15 protein-coding genes, 2 tRNA genes, 1 riboswitch and 1 other annotated feature are annotated in these 21,168 nt (G+C 34.9%); of the genes, 16 read left to right on the top strand and 1 reads right to left on the bottom strand.

Translation table 11 applies throughout. The features are described from left to right. Positions 1 to 319: 319 nt before the first annotated feature. Genes yaaA through gyrA form a run of 4 tightly spaced genes read left to right on the top strand, consistent with a single transcriptional unit; the run spans position 320 to position 6,315 of the window. Positions 320 to 565, top strand: a complete 246-nt coding sequence (gene yaaA, locus IDG45_RS10430; protein WP_001789359.1) for a S4 domain-containing protein YaaA — start codon at positions 320 to 322, stop codon at positions 563 to 565. Beyond that, positions 562 to 1,674 carry a DNA replication/repair protein RecF gene (recF, locus tag IDG45_RS10425; RefSeq protein ID WP_000775113.1) on the top strand — a complete coding sequence of 371 codons (1,113 nt, stop codon included), beginning with the start codon at positions 562 to 564 and terminating at the stop codon, positions 1,672 to 1,674. The genes yaaA and recF overlap by 4 nt, the downstream gene beginning before the upstream one ends. Before the next feature lie 9 nt (positions 1,675 to 1,683). Further along, positions 1,684 to 3,618: a DNA topoisomerase (ATP-hydrolyzing) subunit B gene (gene gyrB / locus IDG45_RS10420; protein WP_000255586.1), complete on the top strand. Its 1,935-nt coding sequence runs from the start codon at positions 1,684 to 1,686 to the stop codon at positions 3,616 to 3,618. A gap of 36 nt (positions 3,619 to 3,654) precedes the next feature. Further along, positions 3,655 to 6,315, top strand: a complete 2,661-nt coding sequence (gene gyrA, locus IDG45_RS10415; RefSeq protein ID WP_000819095.1) for a DNA gyrase subunit A — start codon at positions 3,655 to 3,657, stop codon at positions 6,313 to 6,315. Positions 6,316 to 6,402: 87 nt separating this feature from the next. Here gyrA and IDG45_RS10410 read toward each other — a convergent pair whose 3' ends face one another. Beyond that, entirely contained in the window at positions 6,403 to 7,215 is an 813-nt protein-coding gene (locus IDG45_RS10410) for an NAD(P)H-hydrate dehydratase (protein WP_000449218.1), read from the bottom strand. A gap of 324 nt (positions 7,216 to 7,539) precedes the next feature. On the opposite strand from IDG45_RS10410, the gene hutH reads away from it, so the two are divergent. The 12 genes from hutH (at position 7,540) to IDG45_RS10350 (ending at position 20,954) form a co-directional block, all read left to right on the top strand. After that, positions 7,540 to 9,054 (top strand): histidine ammonia-lyase, encoded by a 1,515-nt coding sequence (hutH, locus tag IDG45_RS10405; RefSeq protein ID WP_000177469.1) that lies wholly within the window; start codon positions 7,540 to 7,542, stop codon positions 9,052 to 9,054. A gap of 72 nt (positions 9,055 to 9,126) precedes the next feature. Next, positions 9,127 to 9,342 (top strand) — a binding site (T-box leader). An 89-nt stretch (positions 9,343 to 9,431) separates the two neighbouring features. Further along, entirely contained in the window at positions 9,432 to 10,718 is a 1,287-nt protein-coding gene (serS, locus tag IDG45_RS10400) for a serine--tRNA ligase (protein ID WP_000884334.1), read from the top strand. Between the two features lie 652 nt (positions 10,719 to 11,370). Beyond that, positions 11,371 to 12,066 (top strand): AzlC family ABC transporter permease, encoded by a 696-nt coding sequence (locus IDG45_RS10395; RefSeq protein ID WP_000207098.1) that lies wholly within the window; start codon positions 11,371 to 11,373, stop codon positions 12,064 to 12,066. Next, on the top strand, positions 12,063 to 12,392 hold the full coding sequence (locus IDG45_RS10390) for a branched-chain amino acid transport AzlD family protein (protein ID WP_000628055.1): 330 nt from the start codon (positions 12,063 to 12,065) through the stop codon (positions 12,390 to 12,392). Before IDG45_RS10395 ends, IDG45_RS10390 begins: the two co-directional genes overlap by 4 nt. A 204-nt stretch (positions 12,393 to 12,596) precedes the next feature. Continuing rightward, a riboswitch (SAM riboswitch) is annotated at positions 12,597 to 12,695 on the top strand. A 59-nt stretch (positions 12,696 to 12,754) separates the two neighbouring features. Next, on the top strand, positions 12,755 to 13,723 hold the full coding sequence (gene metX, locus IDG45_RS10385; RefSeq protein WP_000186503.1) for a homoserine O-acetyltransferase MetX: 969 nt from the start codon (positions 12,755 to 12,757) through the stop codon (positions 13,721 to 13,723). 290 nt (positions 13,724 to 14,013) lie between these two features. Further along, the gene (locus tag IDG45_RS10380) at positions 14,014 to 14,952 is read left to right on the top strand and encodes a YybS family protein (RefSeq protein ID WP_014532529.1); all 939 of its coding nucleotides are present in this window, start codon (positions 14,014 to 14,016) and stop codon (positions 14,950 to 14,952) included. A 14-nt stretch (positions 14,953 to 14,966) separates the two neighbouring features. Beyond that, entirely contained in the window at positions 14,967 to 16,934 is a 1,968-nt protein-coding gene (gene gdpP, locus IDG45_RS10375) for a cyclic-di-AMP phosphodiesterase GdpP (protein WP_001081644.1), read from the top strand. Continuing rightward, positions 16,931 to 17,377 carry a 50S ribosomal protein L9 gene (rplI, locus tag IDG45_RS10370; protein ID WP_000864305.1) on the top strand — a complete coding sequence of 149 codons (447 nt, stop codon included), beginning with the start codon at positions 16,931 to 16,933 and terminating at the stop codon, positions 17,375 to 17,377. The genes gdpP and rplI overlap by 4 nt, the downstream gene beginning before the upstream one ends. A 31-nt stretch (positions 17,378 to 17,408) precedes the next feature. After that, positions 17,409 to 18,809 carry a replicative DNA helicase gene (dnaB, locus tag IDG45_RS10365; protein WP_000375647.1) on the top strand — a complete coding sequence of 467 codons (1,401 nt, stop codon included), beginning with the start codon at positions 17,409 to 17,411 and terminating at the stop codon, positions 18,807 to 18,809. Positions 18,810 to 19,086: 277 nt separating this feature from the next. Continuing rightward, a complete protein-coding gene (locus IDG45_RS10360) occupies positions 19,087 to 20,370 on the top strand; it encodes an adenylosuccinate synthase (protein ID WP_000095327.1) in 1,284 nt (427 codons plus the stop codon). A gap of 429 nt (positions 20,371 to 20,799) precedes the next feature. Then, positions 20,800 to 20,874 (top strand) — tRNA-Glu (locus tag IDG45_RS10355). Between the two features lie 7 nt (positions 20,875 to 20,881). Beyond that, positions 20,882 to 20,954, top strand: a tRNA-Asp gene (locus IDG45_RS10350). The last annotated feature ends 214 nt before the right edge of the window (positions 20,955 to 21,168 follow it).

Genomic DNA, 21,168 nt, shown 5'->3' with positions numbered 1-21,168 from the left:
AAATAGTTCTAGATTCGTATGTAAAATAAATTTGACAGCATTTTAAACAGCAAATAAAAGACGCCAATTAAATTTATGACAAATGTATCCAAAATTTAATAAGTGTGCTTATATGCCCTTTAAATTTAAAATTTTAATAGTTAGTAACAAGTTGAATATAAAAGTTAAACGCCGTTAAATAGCGTTAAAAAATTGAAAATGACAGTATTGCCAAAAAATAAGAATTAATTATTTATATGTAAACGGTTTCTACCTCTATTTTAAATGAAATTTGTGACAAAAAAAGGTATAATATATTAATGACATACAAAGAAATGGAGTGATTATTTTGGTTCAAGAAGTTGTAGTAGAAGGAGACATTAATTTAGGTCAATTTCTAAAGACAGAAGGGATTATTGAATCTGGTGGTCAAGCAAAATGGTTCTTGCAAGACGTTGAAGTATTAATTAATGGAGTGCGTGAAACACGTCGCGGTAAAAAGTTAGAACATCAAGATCGTATAGATATCCCAGAATTACCTGAAGATGCTGGTTCTTTCTTAATCATTCATCAAGGTGAACAATGAAGTTAAATACACTCCAATTAGAAAATTATCGTAACTATGATGAGGTTACGTTGAAATGTCATCCTGACGTGAATATCCTCATTGGAGAAAATGCACAAGGAAAGACAAATTTACTTGAATCAATTTATACCTTAGCTTTAGCAAAAAGTCATAGAACGAGTAATGATAAGGAACTCATACGTTTTAATGCTGATTATGCTAAAATAGAAGGTGAGCTTAGTTATAGACACGGCACGATGCCATTAACAATGTTTATAACTAAAAAAGGTAAACAAGTCAAAGTGAATCATTTAGAGCAAAGTCGTCTAACTCAATATATTGGACACCTCAATGTGGTTCTATTTGCGCCAGAAGATTTGAATATTGTAAAAGGCTCTCCTCAAATAAGACGACGCTTTATAGATATGGAGTTGGGCCAAATTTCTGCTGTTTACTTAAATGATTTAGCTCAATACCAACGTATTTTAAAGCAAAAGAATAATTACTTAAAGCAGTTACAATTAGGCCAAAAAAAGGACTTAACAATGTTGGAAGTATTAAATCAGCAGTTTGCTGAATATGCAATGAAAGTAACTGATAAACGTGCACATTTTATTCAAGAGCTAGAGTCGTTAGCTAAACCGATTCATGCTGGTATCACAAATGATAAAGAAGCGTTGTCGCTGAATTATTTACCTAGTCTTAAATTTGATTATGCTCAAAATGAAGCGGCACGACTTGAAGAAATTATGTCTATTCTTAGCGATAATATGCAAAGAGAAAAAGAACGAGGCATTAGCTTATTCGGACCACATCGAGATGATATAAGTTTTGATGTGAATGGCATGGATGCTCAAACATATGGTTCTCAAGGACAGCAACGTACAACGGCTTTGTCCATTAAATTAGCTGAAATTGAGTTAATGAATATCGAAGTTGGGGAATATCCCATCTTATTATTAGACGATGTACTCAGTGAATTAGATGATTCGCGTCAAACGCATTTATTAAGTACGATTCAGCATAAAGTACAAACATTTGTCACTACGACATCTGTAGATGGTATTGATCATGAAATCATGAATAACGCTAAATTGTATCGTATTAATCAAGGTGAAATTATAAAGTAACAGAAAGCGATGGTGACTGCATTGTCAGATGTAAACAACACGGATAATTATGGTGCTGGGCAAATACAAGTATTAGAAGGTTTAGAAGCAGTACGTAAAAGACCAGGTATGTATATAGGATCGACTTCAGAGAGAGGTTTGCACCATTTAGTGTGGGAAATTGTCGATAATAGTATCGATGAAGCATTAGCTGGTTATGCAAATCAAATTGAAGTTGTTATTGAAAAAGATAACTGGATTAAAGTAACGGATAACGGACGTGGTATCCCAGTTGATATTCAAGAAAAAATGGGACGTCCAGCTGTCGAAGTTATTTTAACTGTTTTACATGCTGGTGGTAAATTCGGCGGTGGCGGATACAAAGTATCTGGTGGTTTACATGGTGTTGGTTCATCAGTTGTAAACGCATTGTCACAAGACTTAGAAGTATATGTACACAGAAATGAGACTATATATCATCAAGCATATAAAAAAGGTGTACCTCAATTTGACTTAAAAGAAGTTGGCACAACTGATAAGACAGGTACTGTCATTCGTTTTAAAGCAGATGGAGAAATCTTCACAGAGACAACTGTATACAACTATGAAACATTACAGCAACGTATTAGAGAGCTTGCTTTCTTAAACAAAGGAATTCAAATCACATTAAGAGATGAACGTGATGAAGAAAACGTTAGAGAAGACTCCTATCACTATGAGGGCGGTATTAAATCTTATGTTGAGTTATTGAACGAAAATAAAGAACCTATTCATGATGAGCCAATTTATATTCATCAATCTAAAGATGATATTGAAGTAGAAATTGCGATTCAATATAACTCAGGATATGCCACAAATCTTTTAACTTACGCAAATAACATTCATACGTACGAAGGTGGTACGCATGAAGACGGATTTAAACGTGCATTAACGCGTGTCTTAAATAGTTATGGTTTAAGTAGCAAGATTATGAAAGAAGAAAAAGATAGACTTTCTGGTGAAGATACACGTGAAGGTATGACAGCAATTATATCTATCAAACATGGTGATCCTCAATTCGAAGGTCAAACGAAGACAAAATTAGGTAATTCTGAAGTGCGTCAAGTTGTAGATAAATTATTCTCAGAGCACTTTGAACGATTTTTATATGAAAATCCACAAGTCGCACGTACAGTGGTTGAAAAAGGTATTATGGCGGCACGTGCACGTGTTGCTGCGAAAAAAGCGCGTGAAGTAACACGTCGTAAATCAGCGTTAGATGTAGCAAGTCTACCAGGTAAATTAGCCGATTGCTCTAGTAAAAGTCCTGAAGAATGTGAGATATTCTTAGTCGAAGGGGACTCTGCCGGGGGGTCTACAAAATCTGGTCGTGACTCTAGAACACAGGCGATTTTACCATTACGAGGTAAGATATTAAATGTTGAAAAAGCACGATTAGATAGAATTTTGAATAACAATGAAATTCGTCAAATGATCACAGCATTTGGTACAGGAATTGGTGGCGACTTTGATCTAGCGAAAGCAAGATATCACAAAATCGTCATTATGACTGATGCCGATGTGGATGGAGCGCATATTAGAACATTGTTATTAACATTCTTCTATCGATTTATGAGACCGTTAATTGAAGCAGGCTATGTGTATATTGCACAGCCACCGTTGTATAAACTGACACAAGGTAAACAAAAGTATTATGTATACAATGATAGGGAACTTGATAAACTTAAATCTGAATTGAATCCAACACCAAAATGGTCTATTGCACGATACAAAGGTCTTGGAGAAATGAATGCAGATCAATTATGGGAAACAACAATGAACCCTGAGCACCGTGCTCTTTTACAAGTAAAACTTGAAGATGCGATTGAAGCGGACCAAACATTTGAAATGTTAATGGGTGACGTTGTAGAAAACCGTAGACAATTTATAGAAGATAATGCAGTTTATGCAAACTTAGACTTCTAAGCGCTGTGAACTGAACTTTTGAAGGAGGAACTCTTGATGGCTGAATTACCTCAATCAAGAATAAATGAACGAAATATTACCAGTGAAATGCGTGAATCATTTTTAGATTATGCGATGAGTGTTATCGTTGCTCGTGCATTGCCAGATGTTCGTGACGGTTTAAAACCAGTACATCGTCGTATACTATATGGATTAAATGAACAAGGTATGACACCGGATAAATCATATAAAAAATCAGCACGTATCGTTGGTGACGTAATGGGTAAATATCACCCTCATGGTGACTCATCTATTTATGAAGCAATGGTACGTATGGCTCAAGATTTCAGTTATCGTTATCCGCTTGTTGATGGCCAAGGTAACTTTGGTTCAATGGATGGAGATGGCGCAGCAGCAATGCGTTATACTGAAGCGCGTATGACTAAAATCACACTTGAACTGTTACGTGATATTAATAAAGATACAATAGATTTTATCGATAACTATGATGGTAATGAAAGAGAGCCGTCAGTCTTACCTGCTCGATTCCCTAACTTATTAGCCAATGGTGCATCAGGTATCGCGGTAGGTATGGCAACGAATATTCCACCACATAACTTAACAGAATTAATCAATGGTGTACTTAGCTTAAGTAAGAACCCTGATATTTCAATTGCTGAGTTAATGGAAGATATTGAAGGTCCTGATTTCCCAACTGCTGGACTTATTTTAGGTAAGAGTGGTATTAGACGTGCATATGAAACAGGTCGTGGTTCAATTCAAATGCGTTCTCGTGCAGTTATTGAAGAACGTGGAGGCGGACGTCAACGTATTGTTGTCACTGAAATTCCTTTCCAAGTGAATAAGGCTCGTATGATTGAAAAAATTGCAGAGCTCGTTCGTGACAAGAAAATTGACGGTATCACTGATTTACGTGATGAAACAAGTTTACGTACTGGTGTGCGTGTCGTTATTGATGTGCGTAAGGATGCAAATGCTAGTGTCATTTTAAATAACTTATACAAACAAACACCTCTTCAAACATCATTTGGTGTGAATATGATTGCACTTGTAAATGGTAGACCGAAGCTTATTAATTTAAAAGAAGCTTTGGTACATTATTTAGAGCATCAAAAGACAGTTGTTAGAAGACGTACGCAATATAACTTACGTAAAGCTAAAGATCGTGCCCATATTTTAGAAGGGTTACGTATCGCACTTGACCATATCGATGAAATTATTTCAACGATTCGTGAGTCAGATACAGATAAAGTTGCAATGGAAAGCTTGCAACAACGCTTCAAACTTTCTGAAAAACAAGCTCAAGCTATTTTAGACATGCGTTTAAGACGTCTAACAGGTTTAGAGAGAGACAAAATTGAAGCTGAATATAATGAGTTATTAAATTATATTAGTGAATTAGAAGCAATCTTAGCTGATGAAGAAGTGTTATTACAGTTAGTTAGAGATGAATTGACTGAAATTAGAGATCGTTTCGGTGATGAGCGTCGTACAGAAATTCAATTAGGTGGATTTGAAGACTTAGAGGACGAAGACTTAATTCCAGAAGAACAAATTGTAATTACTTTGAGCCATAATAACTACATTAAACGTTTGCCGGTATCTACATATCGTGCTCAAAACCGTGGTGGTCGTGGTGTTCAAGGTATGAATACATTGGAAGAAGATTTTGTCAGTCAATTGGTAACTTTAAGTACACATGACCATGTATTGTTCTTTACTAACAAAGGTCGTGTATACAAACTAAAAGGTTATGAAGTGCCTGAGTTATCAAGACAGTCTAAAGGTATTCCTGTAGTGAATGCTATTGAACTTGGAAATGATGAAGTCATTAGTACAATGATTGCTGTTAAAGACCTTGAAAGTGAAGACAACTTCTTAGTGTTTGCAACTAAACGTGGTGTTGTTAAACGTTCAGCATTAAGTAACTTCTCAAGAATAAATAGAAATGGTAAGATTGCGATTTCGTTCAGAGAAGATGATGAGTTAATTGCAGTTCGTTTAACAAGTGGTCAAGAAGATATCTTGATTGGTACATCACATGCATCATTAATTCGATTCCCTGAATCAACATTACGTCCTTTAGGCCGTACAGCAACGGGTGTGAAAGGTATTACACTTCGTGAAGGTGACGAAGTTGTAGGGCTTGATGTAGCTCATGCAAACAGTGTTGATGAAGTATTAGTAGTTACTGAAAATGGTTATGGTAAACGTACGCCAGTTAATGACTATCGTTTATCAAATCGTGGTGGTAAAGGTATTAAAACAGCTACGATTACTGAGCGTAATGGTAATGTTGTATGTATCACTACAGTAACTGGTGAAGAAGATTTAATGATTGTTACTAATGCCGGTGTCATTATTCGACTAGATGTTGCAGATATTTCTCAAAATGGTCGTGCAGCACAAGGTGTTCGCTTAATTCGCTTAGGCGAAGATCAATTTGTTTCAACGGTTGCTAAAGTAAAAGAGGATGCAGATGAAGTAAATGAAGATGAACAATCTACTGTATCTGAAGATGGTACTGAACAACAACGTGAAGCGGTTGTAAATGATGAAACACCAGGAAATGCAATTCATACTGAAGTGATTGATTCAGAAGAAAATGATGAAGATGGACGTATTGAAGTTAGACAAGATTTCATGGATCGTGTTGAAGAAGATATACAACAATCATCAAATGAAGATGAAGAATAATAAAAAAATAAGACTTCCCTATATGTAGGGGAGTCTTATTTTTATGCTAGAAAGTAATGCTGTACTATATTCAATGATTAGTAATGACTAACTTTCTAATTGTTTCATTGCATAAGGTATTTCATTGATAAGTCTTGATGGTGGCACCACATACATATCTTTTGCAAGATTTTCGCCAATAAAACTATGTGTATATGTGGCACTCATAACCGCTTCTTTTAAGTTATCAAATTGACCAACAAAACTTGTAATCATACCAGCAAGTGTATCGCCCATACCACCAGTCGCCATTGCTGGGCTACCGATTGTTAATTTAAAGTCTTCATCTTTAAAGAAAATTTCAGTACCATGTTTTTTAAGTACAACAGTTGCACCTAAACGATCAACTGCTTCACGATTACGCTCATATGTCTGTTCCTCAATAGGAATACCACTTAATCGCTCCCATTCTTTGAGATGCGGAGTAAAAATCACGCGACATGTAGGTAATTGTGGTTTCAATTTACTAAAGATTGTGATGGCATCGCCGTCTACGATTAAATTTTGATGCGGTTGTATATTTTGTAGTAGGAATGTAATGGCATTATTTCCTTTGAAATCAACGCCAAGACCTGGACCAATTAGTATACTGTCAGTCATTTCAATCATTTTCGTCAACATTTTCGTATCATTAATATCAATAACCATCGCTTCTGGGCAACGAGAATGTAATGCTGAATGATTTGTTGGATGTGTAGCTACAGTGATTAAACCACTACCGCTAAATACACATGCACGAGCCGCTAACATAATGGCACCACCTAAGTTAGCAGATCCACCAATTAATAAAATTTTGCCATAATCACCTTTATGTGAATCTTCTTTACGCTTAGGAATGTTAATAGAATTTAACGTTTCCATAGTGATATAACCTCCCATGTAAAAGCCTTTTCCGAATTTATTCAATTTTAAAAATATATAGTAACTTTTAACAAAATGTATTATAAATTTCTGAATTCATTATTATTTGTCGTTAAATACAATAGAAAATACTATACCTGTATATGCAATTCGTCAATAGATAAATTATTAAATATGCTTACAACAATCTTAATATCCTTTAATGCACTACAATAGTGCTCTGATAATAGGTTATAAATGTACGTAAAACCATTGTTTCAATAAAAATGAAAACGTATACTTCAAGAAGGATGGGTTACTTAATATAAACAAGGGGGTACATATATGACTTTATATTTAGATGGTGAAACACTAACAATTGAGGATATTAAATCATTTTTACAACAACAATCAAAGATTGAAATTATTGATGATGCGTTAGAACGTGTCAAAAAAAGTAGAGCGGTAGTTGAACGCATTATTGAAAATGAGGAAACGGTTTACGGTATCACTACAGGTTTTGGGCTATTTAGTGATGTACGTATAGACCCGACGCAATATAATGAATTACAAGTGAATCTGATACGCTCACATGCTTGTGGACTAGGTGAGCCATTTTCAAAAGAAGTAGCATTAGTCATGATGATTTTACGATTGAATACATTATTAAAAGGTCATTCAGGTGCCACTTTAGAATTAGTGAGACAATTACAATTTTTTATAAATGAACGTATTATACCGATAATCCCACAACAAGGCTCTCTCGGTGCATCAGGAGATTTAGCACCATTATCACACTTAGCATTAGCATTAATTGGTGAAGGGAAAGTATTGTACAGAGGTGAAGAAAAGGATAGTGACAATGTATTAAGAGAATTAAATAGACAACCTTTGAACCTTCAGGCTAAAGAAGGTTTAGCATTGATTAATGGTACGCAAGCTATGACAGCTCAAGGTGTCATTAGTTATATAGAAGCAGAAGATTTAGGTTACCAATCTGAATGGATTGCTGCATTAACGCATCAGTCTCTTAATGGCATTATAGATGCATATCGACATGATGTACACGCTGTTCGTAATTTTCAAGAACAGATTAATGTGGCAGCGCGTATGCGTGATTGGTTAGAAGGATCAACATTAACGACGCGACAAGCAGAAATACGTGTACAAGATGCATATACGTTGCGTTGTATACCACAAATCCATGGCGCGAGTTTTCAAGTATTCAATTATGTTAAACAGCAATTAGAATTTGAAATGAATGCGGCTAATGATAATCCACTTATATTTGAGGAAGCAAATGAAACGTTTGTTATTTCAGGTGGTAACTTCCATGGACAACCTATTGCTTTTGCATTAGATCATCTTAAATTAGGTGTAAGTGAATTAGCAAACGTATCGGAACGTCGTCTAGAGCGACTAGTAAATCCTCAATTAAATGGTGATTTACCAGCATTTCTTAGTCCAGAGCCAGGATTGCAAAGTGGCGCGATGATTATGCAATATGCTGCTGCAAGTCTCGTTTCTGAAAATAAAACTTTAGCGCATCCAGCGAGTGTTGATTCTATCACTTCATCTGCGAACCAAGAAGATCACGTATCTATGGGAACTACAGCTGCTAGACATGGTTATCAAATTATTGAAAATGCAAGACGTGTGTTGGCAATCGAATGTGTTATTGCATTACAAGCAGCAGAGTTGAAAGGTGTCGAAGGATTATCACCAAAAACACGTCGCAAGTATGATGAGTTTCGAAGTATCGTGCCATCCATTACACATGACCGTCAATTTCATAAAGATATTGAAGCGGTTGCACAGTATTTAAAGCAATCTATTTATCAAACGACTGCATGTCACTAAATCGACATGAGTGATGTTTGAAATCGTTACTTGAAAAAGCAAATATAGTTTGCTATATTAAAAATAACTTAATAAGACATTGTTCGTAGGACAAGTAATATATAGTGTTCGATATCAGAGAGCTTGTGGTTAGTGTGAACAAGAATCAACATATATATGAATCTACCTACTTATTTAAAAGAACAATCGGTGATAACCGTTATTTTAGTGAAGTGCAATTTAGGTTTAGCGTATCTTTATAACTTAAATTGTTAAATAGGGTGGCAACGCGTAGACCACGTCCCTTGTAGGGATGTGGTCTTTTTTTATTTTCTAAAAAATAAAGACGTACGTCATTCCATAATAAATGATAATTATTTGGGAAAGGATGAAGGTTAATGTTAGACATTAGATTATTCAGAAATGAGCCTGACACAGTTAAGAGCAAAATTGAATTACGTGGAGATGATCCAAAAGTTGTAGATGAAATTTTAGAATTGGATGAGCAACGACGTAAATTAATTAGTGCAACAGAAGAAATGAAAGCACGTCGTAATAAAGTAAGCGAAGAAATCGCATTAAAAAAACGTAATAAAGAAAATGCTGATGATGTGATTGCTGAAATGCGCACATTAGGTGACGATATTAAAGAAAAAGATAGTCAATTAAATGAAATTGATAATAAAATGACAGGTATCCTTTGTCGTATTCCAAATTTAATAAGTGATGATGTACCTCAAGGTGAATCTGATGAAGATAACGTTGAAGTTAAAAAGTGGGGTACACCACGTGAGTTTTCATTTGAACCAAAAGCACATTGGGATATTGTAGAAGAATTGAAAATGGCTGATTTTGATCGTGCAGCAAAAGTTTCAGGTGCGCGTTTTGTATATTTAACAAATGAAGGTGCGCAATTAGAGCGTGCTTTAATGAACTATATGATTACAAAACATACAACACAACATGGTTATACAGAAATGATGGTACCACAGCTTGTGAACGCAGATACAATGTATGGTACAGGTCAATTACCTAAATTTGAAGAAGATTTATTTAAAGTAGAAAAAGAAGGATTATATACAATTCCAACTGCTGAAGTACCATTAACGAATTTCTATCGTAATGAAATTATTCAACCAGGTGTACTTCCTGAAAAATTCACTGGTCAATCTGCATGTTTCCGTAGTGAAGCAGGATCAGCAGGTAGAGATACAAGAGGATTAATTCGTTTACATCAATTCGATAAAGTGGAAATGGTACGTTTTGAACAACCTGAAGATTCATGGAATGCTTTAGAAGAAATGACAACAAACGCAGAAGCAATTCTAGAAGAGTTAGGTTTACCATACCGTCGTGTTATTTTATGTACAGGTGATATTGGATTTAGTGCAAGCAAAACATATGATTTAGAAGTTTGGTTACCAAGCTACAATGATTATAAAGAAATTAGTTCATGCTCAAACTGTACGGATTTCCAAGCGCGTCGTGCTAACATCCGCTTCAAGCGTGACAAAGCAGCTAAACCAGAATTAGCACATACATTAAATGGTAGTGGTTTAGCAGTTGGACGTACATTTGCTGCTATTGTTGAAAATTACCAAAATGAAGATGGAACAGTAACAATTCCAGAAGCATTAGTACCATTTATGGGTGGTAAAACTCAAATTTCAAAACCAGTTAAATAAAGGCTTTAGCTACAAACTTTAAAAAGTATATATCTACGTATACTTAAAGCAAGGGCAAGATACTTTAAATAATATTTTAAAAAGTGGTGACGAAGCTGTCGCCACTTTTTTTGTGCTGTAAAAGTATAATAGTGAGCCAATGCACATAACAACAATAAATTAAGTTTGTGGTTTAATGGGGTGAACGCATTTCATTATAGCAACAATACGGGATAATTATGATGAACTAAAACAATCTAAAACGTAACAAAATTGAGCAAAACTATTATAGGAAATTAAGCGATAAAAAACTGATTTCGTTGATGTAGTATGAGTAATATCGATGCAGTAGGGTAGGGGGTGAGGGGATGATGATTATAAGTGTTTGAGACACGAATCAATATCCCAGACTCATCATTAGATATAAAAAATTATAAAATTAGTACTTAAAAACAACTACAAATCCGTAGAAAATATGGAGGTAGTCTTAAATAAAATATTGAAAATTCTCAAAACTAAAAAGTTGAGACGGAAGTATTTCAAGACTACGGTATGTCTAACCTCAGACAAACCGCTGTCTAATGTTATTGCTTAGGGTATAGAACTGTATTAGACTAGGTATATTATTTTTTCATAATTATATAAATATAAAGTGGCAAAGGAGGTAATTGAAATGACAACACATTTAAGTTTTAGACAAGGCGTGCAAGAGTGTATCCCTACATTATTGGGTTATGCCGGTGTTGGTATTTCATTTGGTATTGTGGCTTCGTCTCAAAACTTTAGTATTTTAGAAATTATCTTGTTATGTCTTGTTATATATGCCGGTGCTGCGCAATTTATTATGTGTGCGTTGTTTATAGCAGGTACACCGATATCAGCGATTGTACTAACTGTATTTATCGTAAATTCAAGAATGTTCCTTTTAAGTATGTCGCTTGCACCAAACTTCAAGACATATGGGTTTTGGAACCGTGTTGGATTAGGTTCATTAGTAACTGACGAAACGTTTGGCGTCGCCATTACACCTTATTTAAAAGGAGAAGCTATCAATGATCGCTGGATGCATGGGCTTAATATCACAGCATATTTATTTTGGGCAATTTCGTGTGTAGCTGGGGCTTTATTTGGCGAATATATCTCAAATCCGCAAACGTTAGGGTTAGACTTTGCTATCACAGCTATGTTTATCTTTTTGGCCATTGCGCAATTTGAATCAATTACTAAATCGCGATTAAGAATTTACATAGTACTCATTATTGCCGTCATAGTAATGATGTTATCGCTAAGTATGTTTATGCCTTCATATCTAGCAATATTAATTGCAGCCACAATTTCAGCAGCGTTAGGAGTGATGATGGAACGATGATAACTCATATGAACATGTTAATACTTATTTTATTGTGTGGTATCGTAACGCTATTAATTCGAATTATACCTTTTATCATGATTTCAAAAGTGCAATTGCCTGATGTCGTGGTTCGATGGCTATCATTTATCCCAATCACACTATTTACGGCACTTGTCATTGACAGCATTATTCAGCAGACGCCTCATGGTGAGGGGTATACATTAAACGTCCCTTACATTATCGCGCTCATTCCGACGGTTATTTTATCTATAATCACGCGTAGTTTAACTATTACAATTATTAGTGGGATTGTTATCATGGCAGCATTACGATTTTTCTTTTAAAAATAACTGAAAATCATTGAACAGATATTTAAACTTAGGTAAACTGTTAGTAATCAGAAAATTCTGATATACAAATCGTCTATGTTAAGATTGGGAATCGTGTATACGTAAGCGATTTGGCTAACGCATGACAATGATAACAACATTTTAAATGATAAAAGTAATTCATCACTGAATCTCAACTAACACATAACAATTTCATATTTCTTATTATGAGAAGTTGAGGGACTTGGCCCTGTGATACTTCAGCAACCGACTTTATAGCACGGTGCTAAAACCAACGAGTTACTCGAATGATAAGTATAAAGACTTCTTACTTTTCAATAGGGTGAGAAGTTTTTTTGTTTAAGGAGGAAAGAACAATGACAAATTACACAGTAGATACTTTAAATCTAGGGAAATTTATTACAGAATCTGGGGAAGTCATAGGTAACTTGCGTTTGAGATATGAGCATGTCGGTTATCATGGACAACCATTAGTTGTAGTTTGTCATGCATTAACTGGCAATCATTTAACATATGGAACAGATGATTATCCGGGGTGGTGGCGAGAAATTATTGATGGGGGATATATTCCCATTCACGATTATCAATTTTTAACATTTGATGTTATTGGTAGTCCTTTCGGTTCAAGCTCACCTTTAAACGACACTCATTTTCCTGAAAAATTAACATTAAGAGATATTGTCAGAGCGAATGAACGAGGTATACAAGCCCTTGGTTATGACAAGATTAATATTTTAATAGGGGGAAGTCTTGGGGGAATGCAAGCAATGGAACTACTTTACAATCAACAGTTTGAAGTAGATAAAGCCATTATCCTTGCTGCAACAAGCCGAACATCATCTTATAGCAGAGCTTTCAATGAAATTGCAAGGAAAGCCATTCATCTTGGTGGTAAGGAAGGTCTAAGTATTGCACGCCAATTAGGTTTTTTGACATATCGATCATCAAAAAGTTATGATGAACGTTTCACGCCGGATGAAGTAGTCGCATACCAACAACATCAAGGTAATAAATTTAAAGAACGATTTGATTTGAATTGTTATCTGACACTTCTAGATGTATTAGATAGTCACAACATTGACCGAGGTCGCACAGACGTAACGCATGTCTTTAAAAATTTAGAAACGAAAGTTTTAACAATGGGCTTTATAGATGATTTGCTATATCCGGACGATCAAGTTCGTGCTTTAGGTGAACGTTTTAAATATCATCGTCATTTCTTTGTACCTGATAACGTTGGTCATGACGGATTTTTATTAAACTTTAGTACCTGGGCACCTAACTTATATCATTTTTTGAATTTAAAGCATTTTAAGCGCAAGTAATAATATATATTTTCAAAGAATGAAGCCACTAAATCATAGTTATCATATTCAAAAACATCTAGAGTACATGAGAGTGGAAATGAATTGTAAATCTAAATAAAGTTTGATTGCTATGTAGTGGGATTAAATAATCATGTTGAAAATGAAAGCACACAAAAGCGATTTAAATGAGTATGTTAATTACTTATAAAACATGAAAGTTATTATTCAATTAAATGAAATAGAAGCATACAATCTATAAATTGTTAATTTCCATTAAAGAGGTTAAAATAATAGCTATAGTTAAAAATATGGGAGTGGCTTATGTGTTTTCAAAAATACAACCTAAAGCAACAATGATTGCAACGATTACGTTGGTATTTGTCGCTTTAGCTTTATATCTAGTGCCTGGTTTAGGACTAATATTTGCATTATTTGCAACCATACCAGGTATCGTTTTATGGAATAAATCAATACAATCTTTCGGGATTAGTGCACTTATTACAGTAATTATAACAACTGTTTTAGGTAATACTTTCGTTTTAAGTGCTATCATATTAGTCTTAATTGCAAGTTTAATTATTGGTCAATTGCTTAAAGAAAAAACGTCTAAAGAAAGAATATTGTACGTAACAACAGTAGCGATGAGCTTAATTTCATTAATCGCTTTTATGTTACTACAAACATTCGGAAGAATTCCACCATCAGCGAGCATAGTAAAACCTTTCAAGCAAACATTACATGAAGCGATTACGATGAGCGGTGCCGATGCGAATATGACCCAAATATTAGAAGAAGGGTTTAGACAAGCGACCGTTCAATTACCAGGTTTCATCATTATCATTACATTTTTAATCGTCTTAATTAACTTAATCGTTACATTTCCGATTTTACGAAAATTTAAAATCGCTACACCTGTATTTAAGCCACTTTTCGCGTGGCAAATGAGCGGTATTTTATTATGGATATACATTATTGTTATCATATGTTTATTATTTACAGGTCAACCGAGTGTGTTCCAGAGCATTCTTTTAAACTTCCAACTTGTGTTATCATTAGTGATGTATATTCAAGGTTTAAGTGTTATTCATTTCTTTGGTAAAGCGAAAGGTTTGCCGAATGCAGTAACGATTTTACTATTGATTATCGGTACAATACTGACACCTACGACACATATTGTAGGACTACTTGGTGTTATCGATTTAAGTTTGAATTTGAAGCGAATCATGAAAAATAATTCTAAAAAGTGAATAGAGGTGGAATAATGAATCGGCAGTCCACTAAGAAAGCTTTACTAATACCATTTGTCATCATGATCATCACAGCAATTGTTTTAATGGGTGTATGGTTTATCTTTAATAGTCTTATAGCATTAATTGCATCTATCGTTCTTGTCGTGATGATTATTGTTAGCATCGTTTTATTCAGACAAGCTTTAATGAAAATGGATAGTTATGTAGATGGTTTGAGTGCTCAAATTTCGACAACAAATAATAAAGCAATCAAACATTTACCAATTGGTATCATTGTTTTAGATGAAAATGATCACATCGAATGGGTTAACCAATTTATGACAGATCATATGGAAGCAAACGTCATTTCTGAATCTGTAAATGAAGTATTTCCAAACATTTTAAAGCAATTAGATAGAGTGAAATCCGTTGAAATAGAATATAATCAGTATCATTTCCAAGTACGTTATTCTGAGAATGATCACTGCCTCTATTTCTTTGATATAACTGAACAAGTACAAACAAATGAACTATATGAAAATTCTAAACCAATCATTGCGACATTATTTTTAGATAACTACGATGAGATTACTCAAAATATGAATGATACGCAGCGTTCGGAAATCAATTCAATGGTAACGCGTGTCATTAGTCGATGGGCGACTGAGTATAATATATTCTTTAAAAGGTATAGTTCCGATCAATTCGTAGCCTATTTAAATCAAAAAATATTAGCTGACTTAGAAGAATCTAAATTTGATATCTTGAGTCAATTACGTGAAAAAAGTGTTGGTTATCGTGCCCAATTAACATTGAGTATTGGTGTTGGTGAAGGTACTGAAAATTTAATCGACTTAGGTGAATTATCACAATCAGGCCTAGACTTAGCATTAGGACGCGGTGGCGACCAAGTTGCAATTAAAAGTATTAATGGTAATGTGCGTTTCTATGGCGGTAAGACTGACCCGATGGAGAAACGTACTCGTGTAAGAGCACGTGTGATCTCACATGCGTTAAAAGATATTCTTGCAGAGGGTGACAAAGTCATTATCATGGGACATAAACGTCCTGACTTAGATGCAATTGGTGCAGCAATCGGTGTGTCTAGATTTGCAATGATGAATAATTTAGAAGCATACATCGTATTAAATGAGACAGACATTGATCCAACATTACGACGCGTGATGAATGAAATTGATAAAAAGCCAGAGTTAAGAGAGCGATTTATTACATCAGATGATGCTTGGGATATGATGACATCTAAGACAACCGTAGTGATTGTTGATACGCATAAACCGGAACTGGTTTTAGATGAAAATGTCTTAAATAAAGCAAACCGTAAAGTTGTTATCGATCATCATAGACGTGGTGAAAGCTTCATCTCTAATCCATTGTTGATATATATGGAACCATATGCAAGTTCGACAGCTGAATTGGTAACAGAGTTACTGGAATATCAACCAACAGAACAACGTTTAACACGTCTTGAATCAACAGTGATGTATGCAGGTATTATTGTAGATACAAGAAACTTTACATTACGAACAGGATCAAGAACATTCGATGCAGCGAGTTATTTACGTGCACATGGTGCAGATACGATTTTAACGCAACATTTCTTAAAAGATGATGTGGATACTTACATTAATCGATCTGAATTAATTCGAACTGTAAAAGTCGAAGATAATGGCATAGCCATTGCGCATGGTTCAGAAGATAAAATTTATCATCCAGTAACAGTTGCACAAGCAGCAGATGAACTGTTAAGTTTAGAAGGTATTGAAGCATCATATGTTGTTGCGAGACGTGAAGATAATCTGATTGGTATATCTGCGCGTTCACTCGGTTCAGTAAATGTCCAGTTAACAATGGAAGCACTTGGTGGCGGTGGACATTTAACCAATGCTGCAACACAACTTAAAGGTGTGACAGTCGAAGAGGCGATAGCACAATTACAACAAGCAATTACAGAACAATTAAGTAGGAGTGAAGATGCATGAAAGTAATTTTTACACAAGATGTTAAAGGTAAAGGTAAAAAAGGTGAAGTTAAAGAAGTACCAGTAGGTTATGCAAATAACTTCTTATTGAAAAAGAATTATGCTGTAGAAGCAACACCAGGTAACCTTAAACAATTAGAGTTACAGAAAAAACGTGCAAAACAAGAACGCCAACAAGAAATTGAAGATGCTAAAGCATTAAAAGAAACTTTATCAAACATTGAAGTTGAAGTATCAGCAAAAACTGGTGAAGGTGGTAAATTGTTTGGATCAGTAAGTACAAAACAAATTGCCGAAGCACTAAAAGCACAACATGATATTAAAATTGATAAACGTAAAATGGATTTACCAAATGGAATTCATTCCCTAGGATATACGAATGTACCTGTTAAATTAGATAAAGAAGTTGAAGGTACAATTCGCGTACACACAGTTGAACAATAAAGTTGGATTGAAATAAGAGGTGTAACCATTCATGGATAGAATGTATGAGCAAAATCAAATGCCGCATAACAATGAAGCTGAACAGTCTGTCTTAGGTTCAATTATTATAGATCCAGAATTGATTAATACTACTCAGGAAGTGTTGCTTCCTGAGTCGTTTTATAGGGGTGCCCATCAACATATTTTCCGTGCAATGATGCACTTAAATGAAGATAATAAAGAAATTGATGTTGTAACATTGATGGATCAATTATCGACGGAAGGTACGTTGAATGAAGCGGGTGGCCCGCAATATCTTGCAGAGTTATCTACAAATGTACCAACGACGCGAAATGTTCAGTATTATACTGATATCGTTTCTAAGCATGCATTAAAACGTAGATTGATTCAAACTGCAGATAGTATTGCCAATGATGGATATAATGATGAACTTGAACTAGATGCGATTTTAAGTGATGCAGAACGTCGAATTTTAGAGCTATCATCTTCTCGTGAAAGCGATGGCTTTAAAGACATTCGAGACGTCTTAGGACAAGTATATGAAACAGCTGAAGAGCTTGATCAAAATAGTGGTCAAACACCAGGTATTCCTACAGGATATCGAGATTTAGACCAAATGACAGCAGGGTTCAACCGAAATGATTTAATTATCCTTGCAGCGCGTCCATCTGTAGGTAAGACTGCGTTCGCACTTAATATTGCACAAAAAGTTGCAACGCATGAAGATATGTATACAGTTGGTATTTTCTCACTAGAGATGGGTGCTGATCAGTTAGCCACACGTATGATTTGTAGTTCTGGTAATGTTGACTCAAACCGCTTAAGAACGGGTACTATGACTGAGGAAGATTGGAGTCGTTTTACTATAGCGGTAGGTAAATTATCACGTACGAAGATTTTTATTGATGATACACCGGGCATTCGAATTAATGATCTACGTTCTAAATGTCGTCGATTAAAGCAAGAACATGGCTTAGATATGATTGTAATTGACTACTTACAGTTGATTCAAGGTAGTGGTTCACGTGCGTCTGATAACAGACAACAGGAAGTTTCTGAAATCTCTCGTACATTAAAAGCATTAGCCCGTGAATTAGAATGTCCAGTTATCGCGTTGAGTCAGTTATCTCGTGGTGTTGAACAACGACAAGATAAACGTCCAATGATGAGTGATATTCGTGAATCTGGTTCGATTGAGCAAGATGCCGATATCGTTGCATTCTTATACCGTGATGATTACTATAACCGTGGCGGCGATGAAGATGATGACGATGATGGTGGTTTTGAGCCACAAACGAATGATGAAAACGGTGAAATTGAAATCATCATTGCTAAGCAACGTAATGGTCCAACAGGCACAGTTAAGTTACACTTTATGAAACAATATAATAAATTTACAGATATCGATTATGCACATGCTGATATGATGTAAAAAAGTTTTTCCGTACAATAATCATCATGATGATAAAATTGTACGGTTTTTATTTCGTTCTGAACGGGTTGATATATGTTAAGTTTGTGTATTGGAAGTGATGAATTAGTGCTGGAAACACCTGTGTTAAAGGGTTTTTAGGACGTTGAAGACTATTTGTAAAAATGATTTTTCTTTTAAAAAGGCCGAAAATCAATGTTCGATTTTTATTTGCATTATGGTCTCGATATTGGTAGAATATCAAATGGTTAAATGAGAAAAACTTGGAGGTGCTCACATGTCATCAATCGTAGTAGTTGGGACACAATGGGGAGACGAAGGAAAAGGAAAAATAACGGATTTCTTGGCAGAACAGTCAGATGTTATCGCGCGTTTTTCAGGTGGTAATAATGCAGGCCATACCATTCAATTTGGCGGAGAAACATATAAATTACATTTAGTACCATCTGGTATCTTTTACAAAGACAAATTAGCGGTAATCGGTAACGGAGTCGTTGTTGATCCAGTTGCACTATTGAAAGAATTAGACGGATTAAATGAACGTGGCATTCCTACAAGTAATTTACGTATATCTAATCGTGCGCAAGTGATTTTACCATATCACTTAGCACAAGATGAATATGAAGAACGTTTACGCGGTGATAATAAGATTGGTACAACTAAAAAAGGTATCGGTCCAGCATATGTAGACAAAGTTCAACGTATCGGTATTCGTATGGCAGATTTACTTGAAAAAGAAACATTCGAAAGATTATTAAAATCAAACATTGAATATAAACAAGCATATTTCAAAGGTATGTTTAACGAAACATGTCCATCATTTGATGATATCTTTGAAGAATATTATGCAGCAGGTCAACGTCTAAAAGAATTTGTAACAGACACATCAAAAATCTTAGACGATGCATTTGTAGCAGATGAAAAGGTACTTTTCGAAGGTGCGCAAGGTGTAATGTTAGATATCGACCATGGTACATATCCATTCGTTACATCAAGTAATCCAATTGCAGGTAACGTTACTGTTGGTACAGGTGTAGGTCCTACATTCGTTTCAAAGGTAATTGGTGTATGTAAAGCTTATACATCACGTGTTGGTGATGGTCCATTCCCTACTGAATTATTCGATGAAGATGGACATCATATTAGAGAGGTTGGTCGTGAATACGGTACAACAACAGGACGTCCACGTCGTGTAGGTTGGTTTGATTCAGTTGTATTACGTCACTCTCGTCGTGTAAGTGGTATTACAGATTTATCTATTAACTCAATCGATGTTTTAACAGGCCTAGACACAGTGAAAATCTGTACAGCTTATGAATTAGACGGTAAAGAAATTACTGAGTACCCAGCAAACTTAGATCAATTAAAACGTTGTAAACCAATCTTTGAAGAGTTACCAGGTTGGACAGAAGACGTAACAAATGTGCGTACTTTAGAAGAATTACCTGAAAATGCACGTAAATATTTAGAGCGTATTTCAGAATTATGTAATGTACAAATTTCTATCTTCTCAGTTGGTCCAGATAGAGAACAAACAAACCTATTAAAAGAATTGTGGTAGAACTTTATATAAGTCATGCACAATGATTATAAATACATGAGCCTTCTATCTTTATTGGTAGGAGGCTTTTGCTATGTTTGCTTCTGTATCGATTCGATTAATTAGATAAAAAATACTAATGTAAAGGTGATATTTGTTAGTCATAATTTAGAAGATTAGATGATATTTAACGAAAATTAAGATGAAATACTTGAATGTAAGAAGTCTGATGTCGAAAATAGCTATTAAAATAGAGTAGACGTAAGTGTAAATGAAAGTATCTAAAATGGAAAAATTTCAAAAATAGCGTAATTATTATAATAAATAGACTGCCAATAAAATGCAATTTTTCACTTATAACATTCTTCAAAAAATAATAGCAAAATTATGTAAAAAATATCTTGTCATGGCAAGATTGGCTGTGCTATAATCTATCTTGTGCTTAAGAACGGCTCCTTGGTCAAGCGGTTAAGACACCGCCCTTTCACGGCGGTAACACGGGTTCGAGTCCCGTAGGAGTCACCATTTTTTAGGTCTCGTAGTGTAGCGGTTAACACGCCTGCCTGTCACGCAGGAGATCGCGGGTTCGATTCCCGTCGAGACCGTACAAATGCCTATCCAAGAGGATAGGCATTTTTTTGCGTTTAATATTATATTAATAAAAGACATATGGACGAATGATAATCATATTGATTTATCTGTTCGTCCATTTTCTTTATAATGTATGAACCTCAAGTAACTTAGTGGTTGGATATGAAAGATAAACGTAGACAAAAAACTTTATTAGACATACAAACATATGCTACTGTCAACATATTT

Source organism: Staphylococcus sp. EG-SA-10 (assembly GCF_017151945.1).
Taxonomy (GTDB): domain Bacteria; phylum Bacillota; class Bacilli; order Staphylococcales; family Staphylococcaceae; genus Staphylococcus; species Staphylococcus aureus.
The sequence above is the reverse complement of the archived record's forward strand: the minus strand, read 5'-3'. Positions and strand labels throughout refer to the sequence as shown.

Bases quoted from the DNA above. Each gene is read 5' to 3' on its own strand.
- recF (WP_000775113.1), top strand. From the start codon at position 562: ATGAAGTTAAATACACTCCAATTAGAAAATTATCGTAACTATGATGAG.
- gyrB (WP_000255586.1), top strand. From the start codon at position 1,684: ATGGTGACTGCATTGTCAGATGTAAACAACACGGATAATTATGGTGCT.
- gyrA (WP_000819095.1), top strand. From the start codon at position 3,655: ATGGCTGAATTACCTCAATCAAGAATAAATGAACGAAATATTACCAGT.
- IDG45_RS10410 (WP_000449218.1), bottom strand. From the start codon at position 7,215: ATGGAAACGTTAAATTCTATTAACATTCCTAAGCGTAAAGAAGATTCA.
- hutH (WP_000177469.1), top strand. From the start codon at position 7,540: ATGACTTTATATTTAGATGGTGAAACACTAACAATTGAGGATATTAAA.
- serS (WP_000884334.1), top strand. From the start codon at position 9,432: ATGTTAGACATTAGATTATTCAGAAATGAGCCTGACACAGTTAAGAGC.
- IDG45_RS10395 (WP_000207098.1), top strand. From the start codon at position 11,371: ATGACAACACATTTAAGTTTTAGACAAGGCGTGCAAGAGTGTATCCCT.
- IDG45_RS10390 (WP_000628055.1), top strand. From the start codon at position 12,063: ATGATAACTCATATGAACATGTTAATACTTATTTTATTGTGTGGTATC.
- metX (WP_000186503.1), top strand. From the start codon at position 12,755: ATGACAAATTACACAGTAGATACTTTAAATCTAGGGAAATTTATTACA.
- IDG45_RS10380 (WP_014532529.1), top strand. From the start codon at position 14,014: ATGGGAGTGGCTTATGTGTTTTCAAAAATACAACCTAAAGCAACAATG.
- gdpP (WP_001081644.1), top strand. From the start codon at position 14,967: ATGAATCGGCAGTCCACTAAGAAAGCTTTACTAATACCATTTGTCATC.
- rplI (WP_000864305.1), top strand. From the start codon at position 16,931: ATGAAAGTAATTTTTACACAAGATGTTAAAGGTAAAGGTAAAAAAGGT.
- dnaB (WP_000375647.1), top strand. From the start codon at position 17,409: ATGGATAGAATGTATGAGCAAAATCAAATGCCGCATAACAATGAAGCT.
- IDG45_RS10360 (WP_000095327.1), top strand. From the start codon at position 19,087: ATGTCATCAATCGTAGTAGTTGGGACACAATGGGGAGACGAAGGAAAA.